The organism is Pantoea sp. CTOTU49201, from assembly GCF_032054795.1.
In the GTDB taxonomy this organism is placed as follows: domain Bacteria; phylum Pseudomonadota; class Gammaproteobacteria; order Enterobacterales; family Enterobacteriaceae; genus Pantoea; species Pantoea symbiotica.
Window position 1 is genome coordinate 1 of sequence record NZ_DAMBSA010000018.1, and the last position, 23,316, is coordinate 23,316.

Consider the following 23,316-nt stretch of genomic DNA (forward strand, 5'->3'; position numbering starts at 1 on the left):
TCGGGATCGCAGCCCAATCCAAATACGGCTTCGGTTGGATAGGCGATAACTTCCTGTTGCTGTAGCTTCTCAATGCAATAATCGAGACTACCCGCTGAATACTGACTTGGCTTCATGATGATGATTCGTCCTGGACGATAGGCTTACCGCAGCGTTTGCTGGCGCAGAAGCGCTTCATGCCTTGTGCGGTTTTCTTCTCTATTAATAATGGGAACTGGCAATGCGGGCAAACGCCTTCAACCGGCGCTGCGTTAAGGACAAACTGACAATCTGGATAGCGATCGCAGGAGTAGAAGGTTTTGCCATAGCGCGAGCGCCGTTGTACCAGTTTACCGTTCTGACATTGCGGACAGGCGATAGCTGTTTCATCTGGCTTATCGATGGTTTCAGTGTAATCACATTCCGGATAATGACTGCAACCCACGAACATGCCAAATCGTCCCTGACGCAGAACTTTGTCTGCGCCACACTGAGGGCACGCATGGCCTTCCAGTACTTTAACGACATGACCATCTCCCTGACTTTTCAGCGGGCGGATGTAATCGCAGGTGGGATAGTTCACACACCCTAGAAAAGGGCCGTGTTTGCCAGAACGTATAACTAATTCTGCCCCGCAAGCGGGGCAGGGATCGTGTTTAGGCACGGAGAATAGTGCTGATTTACTCATATTACCGGTTGCATCAATCGCAGATTATTAATGCAGCATACCTTCATTGACGTCGAATAACAGTTCTTCCATCTGCTGATAGGCGTTTTCACATCCTGGGATGTTAAACAGCACCATCAACACCACCCATTTGAGATCTTCAAGATCGAATTCGAGGGTATCAAGGGCCATTACACGTTCGATGACCATTTCGCGCGTTTCCATATTCAGCACCTGGACCTGTTCCAGGAACAAAATAAAACCGCGACATTCTGCATCTAAGCGCTGGTTTTCCTCTTCGGTATAGATTCGCATTGAGAGCGGATCGTTTGCCATGAGTACAGGCGCAACCAAGCCTTCCTGATAATCCGCTAACCGTTCAAGCCAATTCAACGCATTGTAGATATCTTCACGATGAAAACCGGCATCGGTTAAATCATCGGTCAATTTATCCTGATCAACGCGCATTTCAGCTTCGTTGTGGATATACGTCTCAAACAAGTACATAAGTACGTCGAACATGGCATGCCCTCCTCAATCGGACATAGCCGCCGGGTACAGCTGCGATCCATCCTGCTAACTCCAGCTCCAGCAGGTGAGCTGAGATAACTGGCACAGGTTGGCCGGCACGTTCAGCGACGACGTCAACAGGTGTAACCTCATCACCTACGTTAGCCAACACAGTTGCAAATGGCAATGGCACATCGTCACTGTGTTGTGAATATATTGTTTCTGAACTGCTATCAGGCAACCATTGCAGTGTTGAATGTAAATCTTCAAGGATATTGTTGGGATGCGCCACCAGCAGCGCACCTTGCTGGATAAGCCAGTGCGTTCCTTCACTGCCGGGATTGCCTAGCGCGCCGGGTAACGCATAAACGTTACGATTTTGTTCCAAAGCGTAGCGTGCCGTCACCAGCGATCCGCTTTTCAAAGTGGCCTCAATCACCAATACGCCAAGGCTTAAACCACTGATGATGCGATTACGTCGGGGAAAATTCACCGCATGCGGTGCCGTATCAAGGGGGAATTCCGAGATCAGTGCGCCACCGCCGGTGATGATCTCGCGTGCCAGCGCTTGATGACTTTTAGGGTAAATATGCTGTAGTCCGCTACCTAACACCGCCACAGTTTTACCCTGCGCTTCTAGCGCGGCACGATGCGCCACGCCATCAATTCCACGCGCCAGGCCGCTGGTGATGGTCAATCCACTCAGCGCCAATTGCTGGGTAAACCAGCTTCCCCATTGCTTACCATAATGCGTGCAATGACGGCTACCCACGACACCGAGCTGGGGTGTCTGCAAGGCATCCAAACTTCCAGCGACATACAACAATGAGGGGCGTCGACTGATTTCAGCTAACGCCGAGGGATAATGTTCATCGATACAGGAAACTAAATGATGCTGTTCATCCTCAAGCCACAGACGCGTTCGTTCTAACTGACGTGGACACAGCACTTTAAACTGTTGTCGCTGGGTTTCGTTTAATCCCTGATCCTGTAAAAGATCGTCATCAACCTGAGCATTATTCTGCAATGCCTCAGCTAACTGTCTGGCAACCTGACCGCTTAAGCCTTTCACATTTGCCAGCCTGAGCATCCATTCAATTCTCTCCATGCTGCACTCCCTGTCAGCCGCGCTATCATGCGGTGCAATGCTGTCAATCAGGCATCAAAAAGTCTACAATATGAGGCAGTAATCTTTTCTTTAACGCATACAGATCTGGATATTTATGTCAGTTTTGCAGGTATTACATTTCCCTGATGATCGCCTTCGCAAAATCGCTGCGCCGGTGGCAACCGTAAACGCAGACGTTCAGCGTATTGTCGACGACATGTTTGAAACCATGTACGCCGAAGAAGGTATTGGTTTAGCGGCGACTCAGGTCGATATTCATCAGCGCATCATTGTTATTGATGTTTCAGAAAACCGTGACGAGCGTTTGGTGCTGATTAATCCGGAACTGCTGGAAAAAAGCGGTGAAACCGGTATTGAAGAAGGCTGCCTTTCCATCCCTGAACAACGTGCTTTTGTGCCGCGTGCAGAGTGGGTAAAAGTGCGTGCGCAGGATCGCGACGGTAAAAGCTTTGAGCTGGAAACCGACGGTCTGCTGGCGATTTGTATCCAGCATGAAATCGATCATCTCGATGGCAAACTTTTCATTGATTATCTGTCGCCACTGAAACGTCAGCGTATCAAACAGAAGCTGGAAAAATTGGCCCGCCTTAACGCACGCGAAGATTAAGTGCTAATAGAAGGTTAAACTGTGTCTGCACCGCTCAAAATTATCTTTGCCGGTACACCTGACTTTGCAGCGCGTCATTTAGACGCGCTGCTTGCTTCTGAGCATCAGGTTGTTGGCGTCTTTACCCAGCCCGATCGTCCAGCCGGACGCGGAAACAAGCTTACGCCAAGCCCAGTCAAAGTCCTGGCACAGGCGCACGATATTCCCGTATTTCAGCCAAAATCCCTGAAGCCTGAAGAGAATCAGCATCTGGTTGCCGATCTGCAGGCCGATATCATGGTGGTGGTCGCTTATGGATTGATCCTGCCGAAAGCCGTGCTGGTGATGCCACGCCTGGGTTGTATTAATGTGCATGGTTCGCTGCTGCCACGCTGGCGTGGTGCAGCGCCTATCCAACGTTCTCTCTGGGCCGGCGATAGCGAAACCGGTGTCACCATCATGCAGATGGATGTTGGCCTTGATACCGGCGACATGCTGCATAAACTCTCCTGCCCAATTACGGCTGAAGATACCAGCGCTTCGCTGTATGAGAAGCTGGCGCAACTCGGTCCACAAGGCATGCTGTTAACGCTGGATCTTCTGGCAAGTGGTAATGCTAAGCCAGAAGTTCAGGATGAAGCGCTGGTCTCTTATGCCGAGAAGCTGAGTAAAGAAGAAGCACGACTCGATTGGTCACTTTCAGCAGCGCAGTTGGAACGTTGTATTCGTGCCTTCAATCCATGGCCAATGAGCTATTTCATGATTGAAGAACAACCGGTAAAAGTGTGGCAGGCAACGGTTTTGCCGCATCAGAACAAACAACCCGGTGAAATCGTTCATGCTGATAAACAAGGCATTCAGATTGCAACGGCCGATGGTGTGCTGAATCTGGTATCGCTGCAACCTGCCGGTAAAAAAGCCATGTCCGCTCAGGACCTGCTCAATTCGCGCCGCGAATGGTTCGTACCTGGAACCGTTCTGGCCTGATCTTCCAAGCCCGGTTTGACCGGGCTTTTTGTTTGATGAAATAACATGAAAAAAGCTACCAACTTGCGCAGCCTGGCCGCGCAACTCATTGAACGCGTTGTGGACAAAGGCGAATCGCTAAGTGCCATTTTGCCGGGCGCGCAAAAGACCTTATCCGATAAAGATAGCGCGCTGCTGCAAGAGCTATGTTTTGGCGTGATGCGCACGCTGCCGCAGCTGGAAGCCTTAATCGGCAAACTGATGGAGCGCACCTTAACCGGTAAGCAGCGAGTATTGCATTACCTATTGATGGTTGGCCTCTATCAGCTGCTTTATACCCGCGTACCGGCCCATGCTGCACTGGCAGAAACCGTAGCAGGTGCTGAAGTGCTGAAGCGTACGGCTTTGAAAGGCCTGTTAAACGGCGTGTTACGCCAGTTCCTGCGCCAGCAAGAAGCGCTGTTAGCCGAAGTCGATCAGGGTTCGCAACGTTACTGGCACCCAAGCTGGTTGCTGAAACGTCTGCAAGCTGCATGGCCAGAACAGTGGCAACAGATTGTTGAAGCCAATAATCAGCGACCGCCGATGTGGCTGCGCGTCAATCGCCAGCATCACAATCGTGATGCCTGGTTGGCGCTATTGCAGGCAGAAGAGAAAGTGGCTTTTACTGGCGATGCACAAGATGCATTGCGTCTGGAATCACCGACTCCAGTTAGCCAGCTGCCGGGTTTCGATCAAGGTTGGGTAACGGTGCAGGATCTTTCAGCACAACGTTGCGCACTGCTGCTTGAGCCAAAAGACGGGGAATCTATTCTCGATCTCTGTGCTGCTCCGGGTGGTAAGACTACACATATCCTCGAAATCGCGCCGCAGGCCAAAGTATTAGCGGTCGATGTTGACCCGCAACGCCTGCTCCGCGTGCATGAGAACTTGCAGCGCTTAGGCATGCAAGCTGAAGTACGTCAGGGCGATGGCCGCACACCGGCAGAATGGTGCGGTGATATGCAGTTTGATCGCATCCTGCTCGATGCGCCCTGCTCTGCCACAGGCGTAATTCGCCGTCATCCAGACATCAAGTGGCTGCGTCGCGATCGTGATATTCCTGAGCTGGCGAATCTGCAGCGTGAAATTCTTGAGGCCGTTTGGCCGCGTCTGAAATCTGGCGGCACGATGATTTATGCCACCTGCTCAATATTGCCGGAAGAGAATCACAATCAAATCAGCGCCTTTTTGGCAGCGCACAGCGACGCCGTGGCCGAAACGTTACCACAGGGCCAGGCTAATGGCTGGCAGGTTTTCCCGACCATCGATGGCGGCGACGGCTTCTTCTACGCTAAGCTGATGAAAAAATAGTGCTGCGCACGCTGACAAGAGCATCTAAGCCATGAAAATCATTATCCTCGGCGCCGGCCAGGTCGGCGGAACCCTGGCAGAAAATTTGGTCGGGGAAAATAACGATATTACCGTCGTCGACAGCGATGCGACGCGTTTACGCGTGTTGCAGGACAAATTTGATCTGCGCGTAGTGCATGGTCACGGATCCCATCCGCGTATTTTGCGTGAAGCCGGTGCTGAAGATGCGGATATGTTGGTGGCAGTAACCAACTCCGATGAGACCAACATGGTGGCTTGTCAGATTGCGTATTCGCTTTTCAATACACCCAATCGTATCGCGCGTATTCGTGCAGCTGAATACTTACGTGATGCTGAGAAGTTATTTGTACCGGAAGCCGTCCCAATTGATCATCTGATCTCTCCTGAACAGTTGGTGATCGACAATATCTACCGTTTGATTCAGTATCCTGGCGCACTTCAGGTGGTGAATTTTGCCGAAGGCAAAGTTAGCCTCGCGGTGGTAAAAGCCTATTATGGCGGCCCGCTGGTCGGAAATCCTTTGTCGATCATGCGGGAACATATGCCGCATATTGATACGCGAGTCGCGGCGATTTTTCGTCAGGATCGCCCAATCAGGCCGCAGGGTTCTACGATTGTGGAAGCTGGCGATGAAGTGTTCTTCATTGCCGCGAGCCAGCATATTCGCGCAGTAATGAGCGAAATGCAGCGTCTGGAAAAACCGTATAAGCGCATCATGTTGGTTGGCGGCGGAAATATCGGCTTTGGATTGGCGCAGCGCCTCGAAAAACAGTACAGCGTGAAGTTGATTGAACGTAATCAACAGCGCGCGGCAGAACTAGCGGAGCGTTTGCACGATACCATCGTGTTTTACGGCGATGCTTCGGATCAGGAATTACTGGCCGAAGAGCATGTCGATCAGGTGGATCTCTTCATTGCGGTCACTAACGATGATGAAGCCAATATAATGTCAGCCATGCTGGCCAAGAAAATGGGCGCTAAAAAAGTGATGGTGCTGATCCAGCGCCGCGCCTATGTTGATCTTGTTCAAGGCAGCGTGATCGACATTGCGATCTCGCCGCAACAAGCCACCATCTCGGCGCTGCTTAGCCACGTACGTAAAGCAGATATCGTCGGCGTTTCTTCATTACGTCGCGGTATTGCAGAAGCCATCGAAGCTATCGCACATGGCGATGAAACAACTTCTCGCGTGGTTGGACGCCTTATAGAAGATATTAAGCTGCCGCCGGGAACCATTATCGGTGCTGTGGTGCGCGGTGATGAAGTGATCATCGCCAATGATAACGTGCGTGTTGAACAGGGCGATCACGTAATTATGTTCCTGACGGATAAGAAGTTTGTGCCCGATGTTGAGCGTCTGTTCCAGCCAAGTCCATTCTTCCTATAAAAGCTGCGGGCGAAAGCCCGCCGTGAAAATTTTGCTTAATCCATTGTTCTAATGGCAATTGCACAAAGGTTTGTTAGACTTTAGCCATTGGCCAAGGCAAGGAGATAACAATGAGTTTATTCAAAGAGTTTCGTGATTTTGCAATGCGTGGGAACGTGGTTGATCTGGCGGTCGGTGTCATCATTGGTGCCGCTTTTGGTAAGATTGTTTCTTCACTGGTCGCCAATATCATCATGCCTCCACTCGGCTTGCTGATTGGTGGCGTCGATTTCAAACAGTTCAAATGGATATTAAAGCCGGCAGAAGGTGATATTCCTGCTGTAGTAATGGAGTACGGTAACTTTATTCAGACCGTGTTCGATTTCGTTATTGTTGCCTTCGCAATTTTCCTGGCAATTAAAGTAATGAACAAGCTGTATCAGAAAAAAGAAGTTGAGAAAGCGGCACCTAAGCCAACAAATGAAGAGTTACTGCTTACTGAAATCCGTGACCTGTTAAAACAACAAAATCACGATAAATTATGATGAAAAAGCCGCCCAAATAAGGCGGCTTTTTTGTCTGTAAAGAAGAAGGCCAGTGATAAACTTTTCTGCTTATCACTGGCCTCCCAGTTACTTCCTTTTGCGTGTTTGTTTTTACGTTGATAGCTGCCTTTTCCTTTCTGATTCTTCTCAACGCGCTGACGAAACAGTGGATCATGTAATAATGCTTCAAGTGCATTGTCGTTGATTTTACCTTTTTGGTGCTGATAGCGAGTCATCTCGTCCTCCGGTTATTAACGGCGCAACTATATTCCTTCCAGCGTAAAATTCAACCCTTGCTACAACAAATTTCAGGCTGTGGCTCTTCACCTTTTTCAAGGGCTTCCAAAATTGAACAGCAGGCGCTGCTATGCACGTCGCCGCAGCAGGTGTCAGCCAAACGATGCAATGAACGCTGGATCGTCTGCAATTCAGCGATCATGCTGTTCACTTCATCCAAACGCTTCGCCACAATAGCTTTGGATTCCTGGCAAGTGTGATGTTCAGGATCGATGCGGATCGACAATAAACCACGAATTGATTCTAAGCTGAAGCCAAGTTGGCGACCATAGCGAATGAAACGCAGCCGCTGTAGATCATCTTCACTATAAAGGCGAAAGCCGCCCTCAGTACGTACCTCATGATTCATCATCTGCTGTTTTTCATAAAAGCGGATGGTGTCTGGCGTAACATCCGCCATTTTTGCCAGCTGGCCAATTCGGTACATGTTATTTCTCCCGCTGCAAATGATGATGCATGACGTCGCCATAATCGCCTTGCAAGAAGTCGGTACTGATTCCGGCTTGCTGGAGTTTTATTTCTAGCAGCGCTAAGCGTTTCGATAATTCACGTGCCTTGCCATCGTCAGGATCCAGTTCGCGTAGTAGATCATTTAACGCTAACGCTTCACGACGCATTTCAAGTTCCGGCGGTAAGTGACCAGAGTTTTTCAATAGACGATATGCTGTGCGTAGTTCAATCGGCACTCCACTGTCATCATCTAACTGTAAAGGCGCGCCTTCGCCGGGCAGATTACTCAGTTCACCTTTTTCCTGAGCTTCACGGATGTGCTGCTCAACAAGTTGATCAATTAGCCACATAAGTGCGTTCCTGACAGGTGTATCTGCCATCAGCATAGCGAAAGGGGAGTAAATGGGAAGGAATTACGGACAATAAAAAACCCGCCGAAGCGGGTTTTCTACGATACTGCAAATTACTCTGCAGTAGCTTCTGCTTGAGCTTCTGGACGATCAACCAGCTCGATGTAAGCCATCGGAGCGTTGTCACCAGCACGGAAGCCACACTTCAGAATACGAGTGTAACCACCGGCACGGCTCGCGAAACGCGGGCCCAGCTCGTTAAACAGTTTTGCCACGATCTCGTTATCACGAGTGCGGGCGAATGCCAGACGACGATTAGCTACGCTGTCGGTCTTGGCAAGAGTAATCAGCGGCTCAACTACGCGACGCAGTTCTTTGGCTTTCGGCAGAGTCGTTTTGATGATCTCATGACGAACCAGAGAACCAGCCATGTTGCGGAACATAGCCTGACGATGGCTGCTGTTGCGGTTCAGTTGACGACCACTCTTACGATGGCGCATGACCTTATCCTTCTCAGTGAAACCTTAACCTGTGATCTGATTATTCATCAGCAATGCTTGCTGGTGGCCAGTTTTCCAGGCGCATGCCCAGAGACAAACCACGTGAAGCAAGCACATCTTTAATCTCAGTAAGAGATTTTTTACCCAGGTTAGGCGTTTTAAGCAGCTCAACCTCGGTACGCTGTACCAGATCACCGATGTAGTGGATAGCTTCTGCCTTAAGGCAGTTAGCAGAGCGGACAGTCAATTCCAGATCGTCAACAGGGCGCAGCAGGATCGGATCGAATTCTGGTTTCTCTTCTTTCACTTCTGGCTGACGTACATCACGTAAGTCAACGAAAGCTTCCAGTTGTTCTGCCAGGATGGTTGCCGCACGACGAATCGCCTCTTCAGGATCGATTGTGCCGTTGGTTTCCATTTCGATGACCAGCTTGTCCAGGTCGGTACGCTGTTCTACACGCGCTGCTTCAACATTGTAGGCGATACGGTCTACAGGGCTGTAGCAAGCGTCAACCAACAGACGGCCGATTGGGCGCTCATCTTCTTCCGAATGAATTCGGGCAGAAGCCGGCACATAACCACGACCACGCTGAACTTTGATACGCATGCTAATAGATGCGTTTTCATCGGTCAGGTGGCAGATAACATGCTGCGGCTTGACGATTTCAACATCACCGTCGTGGGTGATGTCGGCTGCAGTCACAGGGCCAATGCCAGATTTATTCAGGGTAAGGATTACTTCATCTTTACCTTGAACTCTTACCGCCAACCCTTTCAGGTTAAGCAGGATTTCCAGGATATCTTCCTGTACGCCCTCTTTGGTGGAGTACTCATGAAGCACACCATCAATCTCAACCTCGGTCACCGCGCAACCCGGCATGGAAGAAAGCAGAATACGGCGCAGTGCGTTACCAAGAGTATGGCCAAAGCCACGCTCTAACGGCTCAAGGGTCACCTTGGCGTGCGTCGAACTCACTTGCTCGATATCTACCAGGCGCGGTTTTAGAAACTCTGTCACAGAACCCTGCATTGTGTCCTCTCTTTGGTACTAAGCTTTACTTAGAGTAAAGCTCGACGATCAGGTGTTCGTTAATGTCCGCAGACAGATCAGTACGTTCAGGAATACGCTTGAACACACCTTCCATCTTAGTAGCATCAACTTCCAGCCAGGTTGGCTTTTCACGCTGCTCAGCCAGCTCCAGAGCGGCCTTCACGCGAGATTGCTGTTTGGCTTTCTCACGGATGCTTACGACATCATTCGGAGATACCTGATAAGAAGCGATGTTAACAACGCGACCGTTCACCAGGATAGATTTATGGCTAACCAGCTGACGTGCTTCTGCACGAGTGGCGCCAAAGCCCATACGGTAAACAACGTTATCCAGACGACCTTCCAGCAGGGCCAGCAGGTTTTCACCTGTGTTGCCTTTCAGACGTGCTGCTTCTTTATAGTAGTTGCGGAACTGACGCTCCAGCACGCCGTACATACGACGAACTTTCTGCTTTTCACGCAACTGGCCGCCGTAGTCAGACAGACGCGGTTTACGCGCACCATGCTGACCAGGTGGTTGTTCAATTTTGCACTTGGTATCGATCGCGCGAACGCCAGACTTAAGGAATAAGTCGGTACCCTCACGACGGCTCAGCTTGAGCTTAGGACCCAAATATCTTGCCATTTTCTTTCTCCAACTAACCTAAAAACGGGCGATTAAACGCGACGTTTTTTCGGCGGACGACAACCGTTGTGAGGGATTGGAGTCACATCAGTAATATTAGTGATGCGGAAACCAGCAGCGTTCAGAGCACGAATTGTTGATTCGCGACCCGGACCCGGACCCTTAACCATAACTTCCAGATTCTTAATACCGTAATCTTTCACTGCTTCTGCACAGCGCTCTGCAGCTACCTGAGCAGCAAACGGAGTAGATTTACGTGAACCGCGGAAACCGGAACCACCGGCGGTTGCCCAACCCAGTGCGTTACCCTGACGATCAGTAATGGTAACGATGGTGTTGTTAAAAGATGCATGGACATGAGCCACGCCATCTGAGACTTGTTTTCTTACACGCTTACGTGCACGAACTGGTGCCTTTGCCATTATTTACTCACCCCGATTATTTCTTGATCGGTTTACGCGGACCCTTACGGGTACGTGCATTGGTCTTAGTACGCTGACCGCGAACTGGCAGACCACGACGATGGCGTAAACCACGATAGCAACCAAGGTCCATCAGACGCTTGATGCTCAGGGTGATTTCACGGCGCAGATCACCTTCAACAACGAATTTACCAACTGCTTCACGCAGCTGTTCAATTTGTTCTTCAGACAGCTCTCTGATCTTAACATTTTCAGCAATACCCGTTGAAGCGCAGATGGCTTTAGAACGAGTTTTACCGATACCGAAAATCGAAGTTAATGCGATAACGGTATGTTTTTGATCAGGAATGTTAATGCCTGCTATACGGGCCACTATGCACTCCTATAATTAAACAAATGCGTCCCATGCTGAAAAGCCCGTTTTCAGGATACTCAAATGGTAACGCATCGACATACAAAAGATTGGCTGGCTAATCTAGCCAGCTCAACCCGACTTTGCAAGAAAAATATGTGACAATATCAGCCTTGGCGCTGTTTATGCTTTGGCTCGGCGCTGCAGATCACACGTACGACACCGTCGCGGCGAATGATTTTGCAGTTACGACATAATTTCTTGACGGAAGCACGAACTTTCATTTTTACTCTCCGTAACTTCTCAAGCACCCGAATTAACGGCCGTAGCCTTTCAGGTTAGCTTTCTTCAATGCAGACTCGTACTGACTTGACATCATCAGAGTTTGCACTTGAGCCATAAAGTCCATGATGACGACCACTACAATGAGCAGCGATGTGCCGCCAAAGTAGAATGGAACTTTCATAGCATCACGCATGAACTCCGGGATCAGGCAGATAAAGGTAATATACAGTGCGCCGATTAAGGTCAGACGTGTCATTACTTTATCGATGTACTTCGCCGTTTGCTCTCCCGGACGAATTCCCGGTACGAATGCACCAGACTTCTTCAGGTTATCTGCTGTTTCACGTGGGTTGAAGACCAACGCCGTGTAGAAGAAACAGAAGAAGATGATTGCAGTCGCATAGAGTAGCACATAAAGCGGCTGTCCTGGTTGCAAATACAGCGAAATTGTTGTCAGCCAGTTCCAACCGGTACCGCCCCCGAACCATGATGCTATGGTCGCCGGGAACAGAATAATGCTGGAAGCAAAAATAGCTGGGATTACGCCCGCCATATTCACTTTCAACGGTAAATGTGTGCTCTGTGCAGCATATACACGACGACCTTGCTGACGTTTAGCGTAGTTGACCACAATGCGGCGCTGGCCACGCTCAACGAAAATAACAAAGAACGTCACTGCAAATACTAGAACTGCAACCAACAGCAACAGAAGGAAGTGCAGGTCACCTTGCCGCGCTTGCTCGATGGTATGGCCAATGGCCGGCGGGAGGCCCGCAACAATACCTGCGAAGATAATGATCGAGATACCGTTACCGATACCTCGCTCAGTAATCTGTTCGCCCAGCCACATCAGGAACATTGTCCCGGTAACCAGACTTACAACAGCGGTAAAGTAGAATGCAAAGCCTGGATTCATTACCAGTCCTTGCATTCCAGGCATATTCGGTAAACCGGTAGCAATACCGATCGACTGGAATACAGCCAGAACCAGTGTGCCGTAGCGAGTGTACTGGCTAATCTTACGACGACCAGCTTCACCCTCTTTCTTAATCTCAGCTAACGCTGGATGAACCACCGTCAGCAGCTGGATAATAATAGAGGCCGAAATATACGGCATAATACCCAGTGCGAAGATTGAGGCACGACTGAGAGCACCACCAGAGAACATGTTAAACATTTCAATGATGGTGCCACGCTGTTGCTCAAGCAGTTTGGCAAGTACAGTGGCATCGATACCGGGGATTGGAATAAAAGAGCCAATTCGGAAGACAATGAGTGCACCGATTACAAACAACAGTCTGCGCTTCAGTTCACCAAAGCCACCTTTGGCACTTTGAAAATCTAATCCCGGTTGCTTTGCCATCTGCTACTTATTCCTCGATTTTACCGCCAGCAGCTTCGATTGCAGCACGAGCACCTTTGGTGACACGCAGACCGCGAACCGTTACCGGTGCAGAAACTTCACCAGAAAGAATCACTTTCGCGAATTCAATCTGAACACCGATAATATTGGCCGCTTTCAGCGTATTCAGGTCAACAATACCGCCTTCAACTTTCGCCAGATCAGACAGACGAACTTCTGTCGTGATCATTGCTTTGCGAGAGGTGAAACCGAATTTCGGCAGACGACGGTACAGAGGCATCTGACCACCCTCGAAACCGCGACGTACGCCACCGCCAGAACGAGAGTTCTGACCTTTGTGACCACGACCACCAGTTTTACCGAGGCCAGAACCGATACCACGACCCAGACGCTTAGAAGCGTGTTTAGACCCTTCGGCCGGAGACAGAGTGTTTAAACGCATCTCTTACTCCTCCACTTTCAGCATGTAGGAAATCGCGTTAATCATACCGCGTACAGCAGGCGTATCTTCACGCTCAACGGTGTGATTGATGCGACGCAGACCCAAGCCAACCAGAGTCGCTTTGTGCTTAGGCAGGCGGCCGATTGAACTGCGGGTTTGTGTAATTTTAATTGTCTTAGCCATCGTGATTACCCCAGAATTTCTTCAACGGATTTACCACGCTTGGCAGCGACCATTTCCGGAGAATTCATATTGCCCAGGCCATCGATAGTTGCACGAACCACGTTAATCGGGTTGGTAGAACCATACGCTTTAGCCAGAACGTTATGTACTCCAGCAACTTCTAAAACAGCGCGCATTGCACCGCCGGCGATGATACCGGTACCTTCAGAAGCTGGCTGCATGAACACACGAGAACCTGTGTGAGCACCTTTAACAGGGTGCTGCAGGGTGCCGTGAGTCAGCGCGACGTTAATCATATTGCGACGGGCTTTCTCCATCGCTTTCTGGATCGCTGCTGGAACTTCACGCGCTTTACCGTAACCAAAACCAACGCGGCCGTTACCATCACCCACTACAGTCAGTGCGGTGAAGGAGAAAATACGACCACCTTTTACAGTTTTAGATACACGGTTTACCGCGATCAGTTTTTCCTGCAGTTCGCCAGCTTGTTTCTCGATGTTTGACATCTTAGACCTCTACCTTAGAACTGAAGGCCAGCTTCACGGGCAGCATCTGCCAGTGCCTGGACACGACCATGATATTGGAACCCGGAACGGTCGAAAGAGACATTAGTAATGCCTTTCTCAACAGCGCGCTCAGCCAGAGCTTTACCTACAGCTGCAGCGGCGTCTTTGTTACCGGTATACTTCAGTTGTTCGGCAATAGCTTTTTCTACAGTAGAAGCAGCAACCAGAACTTCGGAACCGTTCGGGGCGATCACCTGTGCGTAGATATGACGCGGGGTACGATGTACCACCAGGCGAGTAGCACCCAGCTCTTTGAGCTTGCGACGTGCACGGGTCGCACGACGGATACGAGCAGATTTCTTATCCATAGTGTTACCTTACTTCTTCTTAGCCTCTTTGGTACGCACGACTTCGTCGGCGTAACGAACACCCTTGCCTTTGTAAGGCTCAGGACGACGGTAGGCGCGCAGATCAGCTGCAACCTGACCAATCAGCTGTTTATCAGCGCCTTTCAGCACGATCTCAGTCTGAGTTGGACATTCAGCAGTGATGCCGGCCGGCAGTGCATGGTCAACAGGGTGAGAGAAGCCCAGGGCCAAGCTCACAGAGTTGCCTTTAACAGCTGCACGATAACCAACACCAACCAGTTGCAGCTTCTTGGTGAAGCCTTCGGTAACACCGATAACCATGCCGTTCAGCAGCGCACGAGCAGTACCTGCTTGTGCCCAACCATCCGCATAACCTTCGCGTGGAGCGAAAGTCAGGGCGTTGTCTGCATGCTTAACTTCTACAGCACTGTTGATAGTACGAGTCAGCTCGCCGTTTTTGCCTTTGATCGAAACTTCCTGACCGCTGAGTTTTACCTCTACGCCCGCAGGAACAACGACAGGTGCTTTTGCAACACGAGACATTTTATTCCTCCGATTACGCTACGTAGCAGATAATTTCGCCACCAAGACCAGCTTGGCGCGCTGCACGATCAGTCATGACACCTTTAGAGGTAGAGATTACAGCGATGCCCAGACCAGCCATTACTTTTGGCAGCTCATCTTTTTTCTTATAGATGCGCAGACCTGGACGACTAACACGCTGAATGCTCTCTACCACAGCCTTACCCTGGAAATACTTTAAAGTAACTTCCAGCTCAGACTTGATATCGCCTTCGATTTTAAAATCTTCAATATAGCCTTCTTCCTTCAGCACGTTGGCAATTGCCACTTTCAGCTTGGAGGAAGGCATAGAGACCGCAACTTTGTTCGCGGCCTGACCGTTACGGATACGGGTCAGCATATCCGCGATCGGATCTTGCATGCTCATCTGTGTTACTCCCGTGATTCAAATGGTGACAATTACCAGCTAGCCTTTTTAAGACCCGGGATTTCACCGCGCATTGCGGCTTCACGGACCTTAATACGGCTCAACCCAAACTTCCGCAAGAAACCGTGCGGACGACCTGTCTGACGGCAGCGGTTACGCTGACGGGAAGGGCTGGAATCACGCGGCAGACTCTGCAGCTTGAGAACGGCATCCCAACGATCTTCGTCGGATGCGTTCACATCAGAAATGATCGCTTTCAGTTCTACGCGCTTGGCGAAGAACTTGTCTGCTAATTTCACACGCTTAACTTCGCGTGCTTTCATCGATTGCTTAGCCATTAAGTAACCCTACCTTACTTGCGGAATGGGAATTCAAAGGCAGCCAGCAGAGCACGGCCTTCATCATCAGATTTCGCAGTAGTGGTAATGGTAATATCCAAACCACGAACGCGATCGACTTTGTCATAATCGATTTCTGGGAAGATGATCTGCTCACGAACGCCCATGCTGTAGTTACCACGACCGTCGAACGACTTCGCAGATAAACCGCGGAAGTCACGAATACGTGGTACAGCAATAGTGATCAGACGCTCAAAGAACTCCCACATACGCTCACCGCGCAGAGTTACTTTACAGCCGATCGGATAGCCCTGACGGATTTTGAAGCCTGCAACTGATTTGCGTGCTTTGGTGATCAGCGGTTTTTGACCGGAGATTGCTGCCAGGTCAGCTGCTGCGTTATCCAGCAGTTTCTTGTCAGCGATCGCTTCACCAACACCCATGTTCAGGGTGATCTTCTCGACCCGAGGGACTTGCATGACAGAATTGTAGCCGAACTCTGTCATGAGTTTCTGGACTACTTCGTCTTTGTAGTAATCATGCAGTTTCGCCATCGTACTACTCCAAATTACTTGATAGTTTCGCTATTAGACTTGAAGAAACGGACTTTTTTGCCGTCTTCGAATCTAAAGCCTACACGGTCAGCCTTGCCGGTTGCCGCATTGAAGAGTGCAACGTTGGAAGCTTGAATAGCAGCTTCTTTCTCAACGATGCCACCTGGTTGGTTCAGGGCCGGAACCGGCTTCTGATGTTTCTTAACCAGGTTGATACCTTCAACGATGACTTTACCAGAAGTCAGGACGTTCTTTACTTTACCGCGTTTACCTTTGTCTTTGCCGGTAAGCACAATAACTTCGTCGTTACGACGGATTTTCGCTGCCATTGCTCGCTCCTTAGAGTACTTCTGGTGCCAGAGAGATAATTTTCATGAACTTTTCAGTACGAAGTTCACGAGTTACCGGCCCAAAAATACGCGTACCGATAGGTTGCTCGCTGTTATTGTTTAAAATAACGCATGCATTACCATCGAAGCGAATGACAGAACCGTCCGGGCGACGAACACCCTTCCTGGTGCGCACCACTACCGCTTTCAGGACATCACCTTTTTTCACCTTGCCACGAGGAATTGCTTCCTTGATGGTCACTTTGATGATATCGCCGACGCCTGCGTAGCGACGGTGCGAGCCACCCAGAACCTTGATACACATTACGCGACGTGCACCGGAGTTGTCGGCGACGTTCAGCATAGTCTGTTCTTGGATCATTTTAGTGCTCCGCTAATGTCAACTACTACTTCGGGACCCAAACCTCAGGTCGTTAAAAAGCCCCATAATTGAGGGCGCGGCATTATAACACCGGTTCTCGCACATGGGTAGAAAAAATGAACGGCTCAGACGAGCCGTTCATTTTATTTTTTAGAGGAAGCGGATTCTATTACAGAACCGCTTTCTCTACAACGCGAACCAACGCCCAAGACTTAGTCTTAGACAGTGGACGGGTTTCGCGGATTTCTACCACGTCACCAATACCACATTCGTTGTTCTCGTCATGGATGTGCAGCTTAGTCGTACGCTTGATGAATTTACCGTAGATCGGGTGTTTCACGACACGTTCGATAGCAACAACTGCAGATTTCTGCATTTTGTCACTAATAACACGACCCTGCAGAGTACGGATTTTATCGGTCATTACGCCGCCTTCTCAGTCAGTAAAGTCTTAACACGTGCAACATTACGACGAACTTCTTTCAGCAGATGGGTTTGCTGAAGTTGGCCGGATGCTGCTTGCATGCGCAGGTTAAACTGCTCACGCAGCAGGTTAAGAAGCTCAGTGTTCAGCTCTTCAACGCTTTTTTCACGCAGCTCATTTGCTTTCATTACATCACCGTCTTAGTAACAAAGGTGGTTTTGATAGGCAGTTTTGCTGCTGCCAGCTTGAAGGCTTCACGGGCCAGCTCTTCCGGAACGCCGTCCATTTCATACAGGACTTTACCCGGTTGAATGAGGGCAACCCAATACTCCACGTTACCCTTACCTTTACCCATACGCACTTCCAGCGGCTTCTCGGTAATTGGTTTGTCCGGGAATACACGGATCCAAATTTTACCTTGACGCTTAACTGCACGGGTCATAGCACGACGTGCTGCTTCGATCTGACGAGCAGTCAGACGACCACGGCCAACAGCTTTCAGACCGAAAGTACCGAAGCTGACATCCGTACCTTGCGCCAGACCACGGTTGCGGCCTTTGTGCACTTTACGGAATTTCGTACGCTTTGGTTGTAACATCAGCGACTCTCCTTACTTACGGCCTTTACGCTGCTGCTTTTTAGGTTGAGCAGCCGGTTCCGGTTGTTCAACAGCAGCCATACCACCCAGGATCTCGCCTTTGAAGATCCATACCTTAACGCCGATTACACCATAAGTGGTGTGCGCTTCAGAGGTGTTGTAGTCAATGTCTGCACGCAGTGTGTGCAACGGTACGCGACCTTCACGGTACCATTCGGTACGTGCGATCTCGGCACCGCCCAAACGGCCGCTGACTTCAACTTTAATACCCTTCGCGCCCAGACGCATTGCGTTCTGTACAGCACGCTTCATAGCACGACGGAACATCACACGACGCTCCAGCTGTGAAGTGATGCTATCAGCAACCAATTTAGCGTCCAGTTCCGGCTTACGGACTTCGGCGATGTTGATCTGTGCAGGAACGCCAGCGATTTTCGCGACGACCGTACGCAGTTTTTCTACGTCTTCACCTTTCTTACCGATAACGATACCCGGGCGAGCAGTGTGAATAGTCACACGGATGCTCTTAGCCGGACGCTCGATAACGATACGAGATACAGACGCTTTAGACAGTTCCTTAGTCAGGAACTGACGGACTTTAAAATCGCTGTCCAGGTTGTCAGCGAATTCTTTGGTGTTCGCAAACCAGGTAGAGTTCCATGGTTTTACAATACCCAGGCGAATACCATTAGGATGTACTTTCTGACCCATTGCTAGTCTCCAGAGTCTCAGCGATCGGACACAACCACAGTAATGTGGCTGGTGCGCTTCAGGATGCGATCTGCACGACCTTTCGCACGCGGCATAATGCGCTTCATGCTTGGGCCTTCGTCTACGAAGATTTTCGCGACTTTCAGATCGTCGATATCAGCGCCATCGTTGTGTTCGGCGTTCGCAATGGCAGATTCCAGGACTTTCTTAACCAACACAGCAGCTTTCTTGTTGGTGTAGGTCAGAATATCCAGAGCCTGCGACACTTTCTTACCGCGAATCAGGTCTGCCACCAGGCGAACCTTCTGAGCAGAAGAACGAGCATGGCGATGTTGAGCAATAGTTTCCATCTCTTCCTCCTACTTATTTCTTCTTGGCTTTCTTATCTGCAGCATGGCCGCGATAAGTACGTGTCGGTGCAAATTCACCCAGTTTGTGGCCGACCATTTCGTCGGAAACAAAGACAGGAACGTGCTGACGACCATTATGGACAGCGATGGTCAAACCGATCATGTTAGGGAAGATCGTTGAACGACGGGACCAAGTGCGCAGGGGCTTCTTGTCACCGCTTTCCACCGCTTTCTCTACCTTCTTCAGCAAGTGCAGGTCAATAAAAGGACCTTTCTTGAGAGAACGTGGCATGGCTTATCCTCTAAAATTATTTGCTACGGCGACGTACGATAAATTTATCAGTACGCTTGTTGCTACGGGTCTTCTTACCTTTGGTCTGAACGCCCCACGGAGTTACCGGGTGCTTACCAAAGTTACGACCTTCACCACCACCGTGCGGGTGATCGACTGGGTTCATCGCAGTACCGCGAACGGTAGGACGAACACCACGCCAACGGGTTGCACCAGCTTTACCCAGTACGCGCAGCATGTGCTCAGAGTTGCCGACTTCGCCGAGAGTTGCACGACATTCGGATTCAACTTTGCGCATTTCGCCTGAACGCAGACGCAGGGTAACGTAGGAACCTTCACGCGCAACGATCTGCACGTAAGTACCAGCTGAGCGAGCAATCTGACCGCCTTTGCCTGGTTTCATTTCTACGTTATGAACGGTAGAACCCACCGGGATGTTACGCATCGGCAGGGTGTTACCTGCTTTAATCGCAGCATCAACGCCAGATTGAATCTGATCGCCGGCTTTCAGGCCTTTAGGGGCCAGAATGTAACGGCGCTCGCCATCTTTGTACAGAACCAGTGCGATATTCGCAGAACGGTTCGGATCGTACTCAAGACGCTCAACAACTGCTGGGATACCATCTTTGTTGCGTTTGAAGTCAACAATACGGTAAGCCTGCTTGTGACCACCACCGATATGACGGGTAGTGATACGACCATTGTTGTTACGACCACCGGATTTGCTGTTTTTTTCTACCAGCGGAGCAAATGGTTTGCCCTTGTGCAGCTCTGGGTTCACCACTTTAACTACGTGGCGACGACCCGGAGATGTCGGTTTACATTTAACAACTGCCATTGTCTTTCTCCTCCGACTTACTCAGCGCCGCCGACGAAGTCCAGATTCTGGCCTTCCTTCAGGGTGACGTAAGCTTTTTTCCAGTCGCTACGACGACCGATACGCTGTCCGTGACGCTTAACTTTCCCTTTAACTACCAGGGTGTTTACGTCTTTAACTTCCACTTCGAACAGCTTCTCAACAGCAGCAACGATCTCTGCTTTGGTCGCGTCTTTAGCAACTTTGAGAACGATGGTATTGGTTTTTTCCATCGCAGTAGATGCTTTTTCTGATACGTGCGGTGCACGCACTACTTTCAGCAGACGTTCTTCACGGATCATGCCAGCATCTCCTCAACTTGCTTAACTGCTTCCGCAGTCATAACGACTTTGTCGAAGGCGATCAGGCTAACTGGGTCGATGCCCGCTGCATCACGCACGTCAACCTTGTACAGGTTACGCGCAGCCAGGAACAGATTCTCATCCAGTTCACCGGTGATGATCAGCACATCTTGCAGCGCCATGTCTTTCAGTTTCTGTACCAGCAGCTTAGTTTTAGGCGCTTCTACAGAGAACGTCTCGACAACGATCAGACGGTCCTGACGTACCAGCTCGGACAGAATGCTTTTCAGCGCGCCACGGTACATCTTTTTGTTAACTTTTTGACTGTGGTCCTGTGGACGTGCAGCGAAGGTCACGCCACCTGAACGCCAGATCGGGCTCTTTACAGAACCTGAACGCGCACGGCCGGTACCTTTCTGGCGCCAAGGCTTTTTGCCTGAACCAGTAACTTCAGCACGAGTCTTCTGCGCACGAGTACCCTGACGAGCACCAGCGGCATAAGCAACAACAACCTGGTGAACCAGCGCTTCGTTGAAATCACGACCGAAGGTAGTTTCGGAAACAGTCAGCGCGCTCTGCGCGTCTTTCAGTACTAATTCCATTGCTATCCCCTTACGCCTTCACAGCTGGTTTAACAATCAGATCGCACCCAGTTGCACCCGGGACGCCACCTTTGACCAGCAGCAGGTTGCGCTCAGCGTCAACACGTACTACTTCCAGGCTCTGAACGGTTACGCGCTCATTACCCAGCTGACCAGCCATTTTCTTGCCTTTGAACACTTTGCCCGGAGTCTGGTTCTGACCGATAGAACCCGGAACGCGGTGTGACAAGGAGTTACCGTGTGTAGCGTCCTGGGTACGGAAGTTCCAGCGCTTAACGGTACCTGCGAAACCTTTACCTTTAGAGGTACCGGTAACGTCTACTTTTTTAACGTCAGCGAAAATTTCAACACTGATGCTCTGGCCAACAGAGAAATCTTCACCTTCGGTGCGGAATTCCCACAGACCACGGCCAGCGTCAACGCCAGCTTTAGCAAAATGACCTGCTTCAGGCTTGCTCACACGGCTTGCTTTTTTAGCACCGGTGGTAACCTGGATAGCTTGGTAACCATCGTTGTCCAGGCCTTTGACCTGAGTAACGCGGTTTGCTTCAACTTCGATAACGGTTACTGGGATTGAAACGCCATCTTCAGTGAAGATGCGGGTCATACCCACTTTTTTACCGACTAAACCAATCATTGTATCAACCTCTCAATCGCTCGATGACCTGATTAACCCAGGCTGATCTGCACGTCAACACCGGCAGCCAGGTCCAGACGCATCAGAGCATCAACGGTTTTTTCAGTTGGCTCAACGATGTCTACCAGACGCTTGTGAGTGCGGATTTCGTACTGATCACGCGCGTCTTTGTTAACGTGCGGAGAGATCAGAACGGTAAAACGCTCTTTGCGGGTTGGCAGCGGGATCGGACCACGTACCTGCGCACCAGTGCGCTTGGCAGTCTCAACGATTTCCGCGGTTGATTGATCGATCAGGCGATGATCAAACGCTTTAAGACGGATACGGATTCTTTGGTTCGACATGAGACCAAGGCTCCAAACATTTTATAAACGAAAAGAATTACTACCCACATCCATTACGATTGATGGAGGAGTGTAATCGTTCAGCATATAACTCCCCAATTGGGAGTATTGTTAGGCGATACATAGACAGCTATCCCCTGCGATTCTGCTCGAATCGCGCCGCACCAATATCGGCAGGCCCGCGCATTATACGTAAATCTGTTTAGGAAGCAACCCGTGTTGTGTTTTTAACCACATCTATCTGGCTTTAGCCCCAAAAAAACCCGCAGCAATCGTTTTTGACTGGCGCGGGCTTGCATGACATTGCTGGTTGGGCATAAGACTAGTGTTCGTTCTGATCTTTTAATTGGGACTGAAGATAATTTTGCAGGCCGAGTTTGTTCACCAAATCGAGTTCACTTTCCAGCCAGTCTATGTGGCCCTCTTCTTCCGTCAGAATTTCAATCATCATGTCTCTGCTGACGTAATCATGAACCTTGTCAGCATAGGCTATCGCTTCGCGTAAATCCTTTGCGCCTTCCAGTTCTAATGCCAGATCAGACTGCAACATTTCCGGCACATCTTCACCGATGCGTAATCGACCGAGATCTTGCAGGTTAGGAATCCCTTCGAGAAAAAGAATGCGTTCGATGTACTTGTCCGCGTGCTTCATTTCATCGATCGACTCATGATACTCAACGTCATTGAGCCGGGTCAGACCCCAATTTTTGAACATACGCGCATGAAGGAAGTACTGATTAATCGCAACCAGTTCATTCCCCAGCAATTTGTTGAGATGATTTATGATTTTACCGTCGCCCTTCATTTTGCTTCCTCCGCTTCCAACTAAATAGAGCGTAGATGCGGATGAAAGGAAGTCAAAAAAACGCGACAGTTATTGTGGGTATTGAGGAGTGCAGGATTAAGCTATCAGGCTATCTCTTTGTAGAGCGGCACGTTTTGCAGTTCATCTTCCATAATTTCTCGTGCAAAGCGCACGCACTTCCCACATTGCTTGCCAATGGGCACCAACTGGCGCAATTGTTGAATCGATTTGGGTTGATAGCGGCGAACCACTTCTCGCAGAGTTTTATCACTCACGGCATTACACAAGCAGACGTACATTTACAGCGGACTCCCGTACAATTTATGATCAAATTGTAAATGAGAATGGTTTTTATTTCAAACGCAGCTTTTATGTGGGATTAATCAAAACGGCAAAATTCAGACATAAAAAAAGAGCACCGAAGTGCTCTTTTTCATGCTGCGATGACTGCCGAAACAGCCATCAACCTTAACGCAATTAAGCGATAATTTCAGCAACAACACCCGCACCAACAGTACGGCCGCCTT

41 protein-coding genes and 1 pseudogene are annotated in these 23,316 nt (G+C 49.9%); 5 read left to right on the plus strand and 37 right to left on the minus strand.

Going from position 1 to position 23,316, the window contains the following annotated elements:
- The 4 genes and pseudogenes from RTY00_RS02500 to dprA form a co-directional block, all read right to left on the minus strand.
- Positions 1-116 (minus strand): annotated as a pseudogene (locus RTY00_RS02500) (L-threonylcarbamoyladenylate synthase type 1 TsaC); the annotation flags it as partial.
- Entirely contained in the window at positions 113-667 is a 555-nt protein-coding gene (locus tag RTY00_RS02505; protein ID WP_008104712.1) for a type I DNA topoisomerase, read from the minus strand. The pseudogene RTY00_RS02500 and the gene RTY00_RS02505, both read right to left, overlap by 4 nt.
- 27 nt (positions 668-694) lie before the next feature.
- Positions 695-1,168 (minus strand): DUF494 family protein Smg, encoded by a 474-nt coding sequence (smg, locus tag RTY00_RS02510; protein ID WP_007891699.1) that lies wholly within the window; start codon positions 1,166-1,168, stop codon positions 695-697.
- A complete protein-coding gene (gene dprA / locus RTY00_RS02515; protein ID WP_312663295.1) occupies positions 1,140-2,264 on the minus strand; it encodes a DNA-protecting protein DprA in 1,125 nt (374 codons plus the stop codon). The genes smg and dprA overlap by 29 nt, the downstream gene beginning before the upstream one ends.
- Before the next feature lie 115 nt (positions 2,265-2,379).
- Between dprA and def the strand changes: the two genes are divergently transcribed.
- From def to mscL, 5 genes are all read left to right on the plus strand, one after another.
- Positions 2,380-2,892 carry a peptide deformylase gene (def, locus tag RTY00_RS02520; RefSeq protein WP_008104717.1) on the plus strand — a complete coding sequence of 171 codons (513 nt, stop codon included), beginning with the start codon at positions 2,380-2,382 and terminating at the stop codon, positions 2,890-2,892.
- Between the two features lie 21 nt (positions 2,893-2,913).
- A complete protein-coding gene (fmt, locus tag RTY00_RS02525) occupies positions 2,914-3,858 on the plus strand; it encodes a methionyl-tRNA formyltransferase (protein WP_312663296.1) in 945 nt (314 codons plus the stop codon).
- 45 nt (positions 3,859-3,903) lie between these two features.
- Positions 3,904-5,190: a 16S rRNA (cytosine(967)-C(5))-methyltransferase RsmB gene (rsmB, locus tag RTY00_RS02530; protein WP_312663297.1), complete on the plus strand. Its 1,287-nt coding sequence runs from the start codon at positions 3,904-3,906 to the stop codon at positions 5,188-5,190.
- A gap of 31 nt (positions 5,191-5,221) precedes the next feature.
- Positions 5,222-6,598: a Trk system potassium transporter TrkA gene (gene trkA / locus RTY00_RS02535; protein ID WP_007891694.1), complete on the plus strand. Its 1,377-nt coding sequence runs from the start codon at positions 5,222-5,224 to the stop codon at positions 6,596-6,598.
- 110 nt (positions 6,599-6,708) lie between these two features.
- Entirely contained in the window at positions 6,709-7,122 is a 414-nt protein-coding gene (mscL, locus tag RTY00_RS02540; RefSeq protein WP_007891693.1) for a large-conductance mechanosensitive channel protein MscL, read from the plus strand.
- Here mscL and RTY00_RS02545 read toward each other — a convergent pair.
- The 33 genes from RTY00_RS02545 to bfd form a co-directional block, all read right to left on the minus strand.
- Positions 7,107-7,358, minus strand: a complete 252-nt coding sequence (locus RTY00_RS02545) for a ribosome alternative rescue factor ArfA (RefSeq protein ID WP_312663298.1) — start codon at positions 7,356-7,358, stop codon at positions 7,107-7,109. The genes mscL and RTY00_RS02545 overlap by 16 nt on opposite strands.
- Positions 7,359-7,408: 50 nt before the next feature.
- Entirely contained in the window at positions 7,409-7,846 is a 438-nt protein-coding gene (zntR, locus tag RTY00_RS02550; RefSeq protein WP_312663299.1) for a Zn(2+)-responsive transcriptional regulator, read from the minus strand.
- Between the two features lies 1 nt (position 7,847).
- Entirely contained in the window at positions 7,848-8,219 is a 372-nt protein-coding gene (locus RTY00_RS02555; RefSeq protein WP_312663300.1) for a DUF1992 domain-containing protein, read from the minus strand.
- A gap of 113 nt (positions 8,220-8,332) precedes the next feature.
- On the minus strand, positions 8,333-8,719 hold the full coding sequence (gene rplQ, locus RTY00_RS02560) for a 50S ribosomal protein L17 (protein ID WP_008104728.1): 387 nt from the start codon (positions 8,717-8,719) through the stop codon (positions 8,333-8,335).
- Between the two features lie 40 nt (positions 8,720-8,759).
- A complete protein-coding gene (locus RTY00_RS02565; RefSeq protein WP_007891688.1) occupies positions 8,760-9,749 on the minus strand; it encodes a DNA-directed RNA polymerase subunit alpha in 990 nt (329 codons plus the stop codon).
- A gap of 25 nt (positions 9,750-9,774) precedes the next feature.
- Positions 9,775-10,395, minus strand: a complete 621-nt coding sequence (gene rpsD, locus RTY00_RS02570; RefSeq protein ID WP_007891687.1) for a 30S ribosomal protein S4 — start codon at positions 10,393-10,395, stop codon at positions 9,775-9,777.
- A 32-nt stretch (positions 10,396-10,427) separates the two neighbouring features.
- Positions 10,428-10,817: a 30S ribosomal protein S11 gene (gene rpsK, locus RTY00_RS02575; protein WP_004160563.1), complete on the minus strand. Its 390-nt coding sequence runs from the start codon at positions 10,815-10,817 to the stop codon at positions 10,428-10,430.
- 16 nt (positions 10,818-10,833) lie between these two features.
- Complete coding sequence (gene rpsM / locus RTY00_RS02580; protein WP_034830736.1) at positions 10,834-11,190, minus strand: 30S ribosomal protein S13; 357 nt, start codon at positions 11,188-11,190, stop codon at positions 10,834-10,836.
- Between the two features lie 146 nt (positions 11,191-11,336).
- Positions 11,337-11,453: a 50S ribosomal protein L36 gene (gene rpmJ / locus RTY00_RS02585; RefSeq protein WP_004160566.1), complete on the minus strand. Its 117-nt coding sequence runs from the start codon at positions 11,451-11,453 to the stop codon at positions 11,337-11,339.
- A 32-nt stretch (positions 11,454-11,485) separates the two neighbouring features.
- Positions 11,486-12,817 carry a preprotein translocase subunit SecY gene (gene secY, locus RTY00_RS02590; RefSeq protein WP_007891686.1) on the minus strand — a complete coding sequence of 444 codons (1,332 nt, stop codon included), beginning with the start codon at positions 12,815-12,817 and terminating at the stop codon, positions 11,486-11,488.
- 7 nt (positions 12,818-12,824) lie between these two features.
- A complete protein-coding gene (rplO, locus tag RTY00_RS02595) occupies positions 12,825-13,259 on the minus strand; it encodes a 50S ribosomal protein L15 (protein WP_007891684.1) in 435 nt (144 codons plus the stop codon).
- Positions 13,260-13,262: 3 nt separating this feature from the next.
- Entirely contained in the window at positions 13,263-13,442 is a 180-nt protein-coding gene (gene rpmD, locus RTY00_RS02600) for a 50S ribosomal protein L30 (RefSeq protein WP_007891681.1), read from the minus strand.
- Positions 13,443-13,447: 5 nt separating this feature from the next.
- Positions 13,448-13,948, minus strand: a complete 501-nt coding sequence (gene rpsE / locus RTY00_RS02605; protein WP_007891679.1) for a 30S ribosomal protein S5 — start codon at positions 13,946-13,948, stop codon at positions 13,448-13,450.
- A 14-nt stretch (positions 13,949-13,962) separates the two neighbouring features.
- Positions 13,963-14,316: a 50S ribosomal protein L18 gene (gene rplR, locus RTY00_RS02610; protein ID WP_008104733.1), complete on the minus strand. Its 354-nt coding sequence runs from the start codon at positions 14,314-14,316 to the stop codon at positions 13,963-13,965.
- A 9-nt stretch (positions 14,317-14,325) separates the two neighbouring features.
- Entirely contained in the window at positions 14,326-14,859 is a 534-nt protein-coding gene (gene rplF / locus RTY00_RS02615; RefSeq protein WP_008104735.1) for a 50S ribosomal protein L6, read from the minus strand.
- A gap of 13 nt (positions 14,860-14,872) precedes the next feature.
- Positions 14,873-15,265 (minus strand): 30S ribosomal protein S8, encoded by a 393-nt coding sequence (rpsH, locus tag RTY00_RS02620; protein WP_007891668.1) that lies wholly within the window; start codon positions 15,263-15,265, stop codon positions 14,873-14,875.
- 32 nt (positions 15,266-15,297) lie between these two features.
- Positions 15,298-15,603, minus strand: coding sequence for a 30S ribosomal protein S14 (gene rpsN / locus RTY00_RS02625; RefSeq protein ID WP_007891666.1), 306 nt, complete (start codon positions 15,601-15,603; stop codon positions 15,298-15,300).
- 14 nt (positions 15,604-15,617) lie between these two features.
- Positions 15,618-16,157 carry a 50S ribosomal protein L5 gene (rplE, locus tag RTY00_RS02630; RefSeq protein ID WP_007891665.1) on the minus strand — a complete coding sequence of 180 codons (540 nt, stop codon included), beginning with the start codon at positions 16,155-16,157 and terminating at the stop codon, positions 15,618-15,620.
- A 14-nt stretch (positions 16,158-16,171) separates the two neighbouring features.
- Positions 16,172-16,486 (minus strand): 50S ribosomal protein L24, encoded by a 315-nt coding sequence (gene rplX, locus RTY00_RS02635; protein WP_007891664.1) that lies wholly within the window; start codon positions 16,484-16,486, stop codon positions 16,172-16,174.
- A gap of 10 nt (positions 16,487-16,496) precedes the next feature.
- The gene (gene rplN / locus RTY00_RS02640; RefSeq protein WP_006120590.1) at positions 16,497-16,868 is read right to left on the minus strand and encodes a 50S ribosomal protein L14; all 372 of its coding nucleotides are present in this window, start codon (positions 16,866-16,868) and stop codon (positions 16,497-16,499) included.
- Between the two features lie 169 nt (positions 16,869-17,037).
- The gene (rpsQ, locus tag RTY00_RS02645; RefSeq protein WP_008104738.1) at positions 17,038-17,292 is read right to left on the minus strand and encodes a 30S ribosomal protein S17; all 255 of its coding nucleotides are present in this window, start codon (positions 17,290-17,292) and stop codon (positions 17,038-17,040) included.
- Complete coding sequence (rpmC, locus tag RTY00_RS02650; protein ID WP_007891662.1) at positions 17,292-17,480, minus strand: 50S ribosomal protein L29; 189 nt, start codon at positions 17,478-17,480, stop codon at positions 17,292-17,294. Before rpmC ends, rpsQ begins: the two co-directional genes overlap by 1 nt.
- The gene (rplP, locus tag RTY00_RS02655) at positions 17,480-17,890 is read right to left on the minus strand and encodes a 50S ribosomal protein L16 (RefSeq protein ID WP_002438716.1); all 411 of its coding nucleotides are present in this window, start codon (positions 17,888-17,890) and stop codon (positions 17,480-17,482) included. Before rplP ends, rpmC begins: the two co-directional genes overlap by 1 nt.
- 12 nt (positions 17,891-17,902) lie before the next feature.
- Positions 17,903-18,601, minus strand: coding sequence for a 30S ribosomal protein S3 (gene rpsC, locus RTY00_RS02660; protein ID WP_007891660.1), 699 nt, complete (start codon positions 18,599-18,601; stop codon positions 17,903-17,905).
- Between the two features lie 17 nt (positions 18,602-18,618).
- Positions 18,619-18,951 carry a 50S ribosomal protein L22 gene (gene rplV / locus RTY00_RS02665; RefSeq protein WP_007891659.1) on the minus strand — a complete coding sequence of 111 codons (333 nt, stop codon included), beginning with the start codon at positions 18,949-18,951 and terminating at the stop codon, positions 18,619-18,621.
- Between the two features lie 13 nt (positions 18,952-18,964).
- Positions 18,965-19,243: a 30S ribosomal protein S19 gene (gene rpsS, locus RTY00_RS02670; protein WP_001138115.1), complete on the minus strand. Its 279-nt coding sequence runs from the start codon at positions 19,241-19,243 to the stop codon at positions 18,965-18,967.
- 16 nt (positions 19,244-19,259) lie between these two features.
- Positions 19,260-20,081 carry a 50S ribosomal protein L2 gene (gene rplB / locus RTY00_RS02675; protein WP_007891654.1) on the minus strand — a complete coding sequence of 274 codons (822 nt, stop codon included), beginning with the start codon at positions 20,079-20,081 and terminating at the stop codon, positions 19,260-19,262.
- Between the two features lie 17 nt (positions 20,082-20,098).
- Positions 20,099-20,401, minus strand: coding sequence for a 50S ribosomal protein L23 (gene rplW, locus RTY00_RS02680; RefSeq protein ID WP_007891652.1), 303 nt, complete (start codon positions 20,399-20,401; stop codon positions 20,099-20,101).
- Positions 20,398-21,003, minus strand: a complete 606-nt coding sequence (gene rplD, locus RTY00_RS02685) for a 50S ribosomal protein L4 (RefSeq protein ID WP_007891650.1) — start codon at positions 21,001-21,003, stop codon at positions 20,398-20,400. The genes rplW and rplD overlap by 4 nt, the downstream gene beginning before the upstream one ends.
- A 10-nt stretch (positions 21,004-21,013) precedes the next feature.
- The gene (rplC, locus tag RTY00_RS02690) at positions 21,014-21,640 is read right to left on the minus strand and encodes a 50S ribosomal protein L3 (RefSeq protein WP_008104741.1); all 627 of its coding nucleotides are present in this window, start codon (positions 21,638-21,640) and stop codon (positions 21,014-21,016) included.
- A gap of 32 nt (positions 21,641-21,672) precedes the next feature.
- Entirely contained in the window at positions 21,673-21,984 is a 312-nt protein-coding gene (gene rpsJ, locus RTY00_RS02695) for a 30S ribosomal protein S10 (RefSeq protein WP_006120582.1), read from the minus strand.
- Positions 21,985-22,306: 322 nt separating this feature from the next.
- Positions 22,307-22,789: a bacterioferritin gene (bfr, locus tag RTY00_RS02700; protein WP_312663301.1), complete on the minus strand. Its 483-nt coding sequence runs from the start codon at positions 22,787-22,789 to the stop codon at positions 22,307-22,309.
- 104 nt (positions 22,790-22,893) lie between these two features.
- Positions 22,894-23,088, minus strand: a complete 195-nt coding sequence (gene bfd / locus RTY00_RS02705; RefSeq protein ID WP_008104746.1) for a bacterioferritin-associated ferredoxin — start codon at positions 23,086-23,088, stop codon at positions 22,894-22,896.
- Positions 23,089-23,316: the final 228 nt, after the last annotated feature.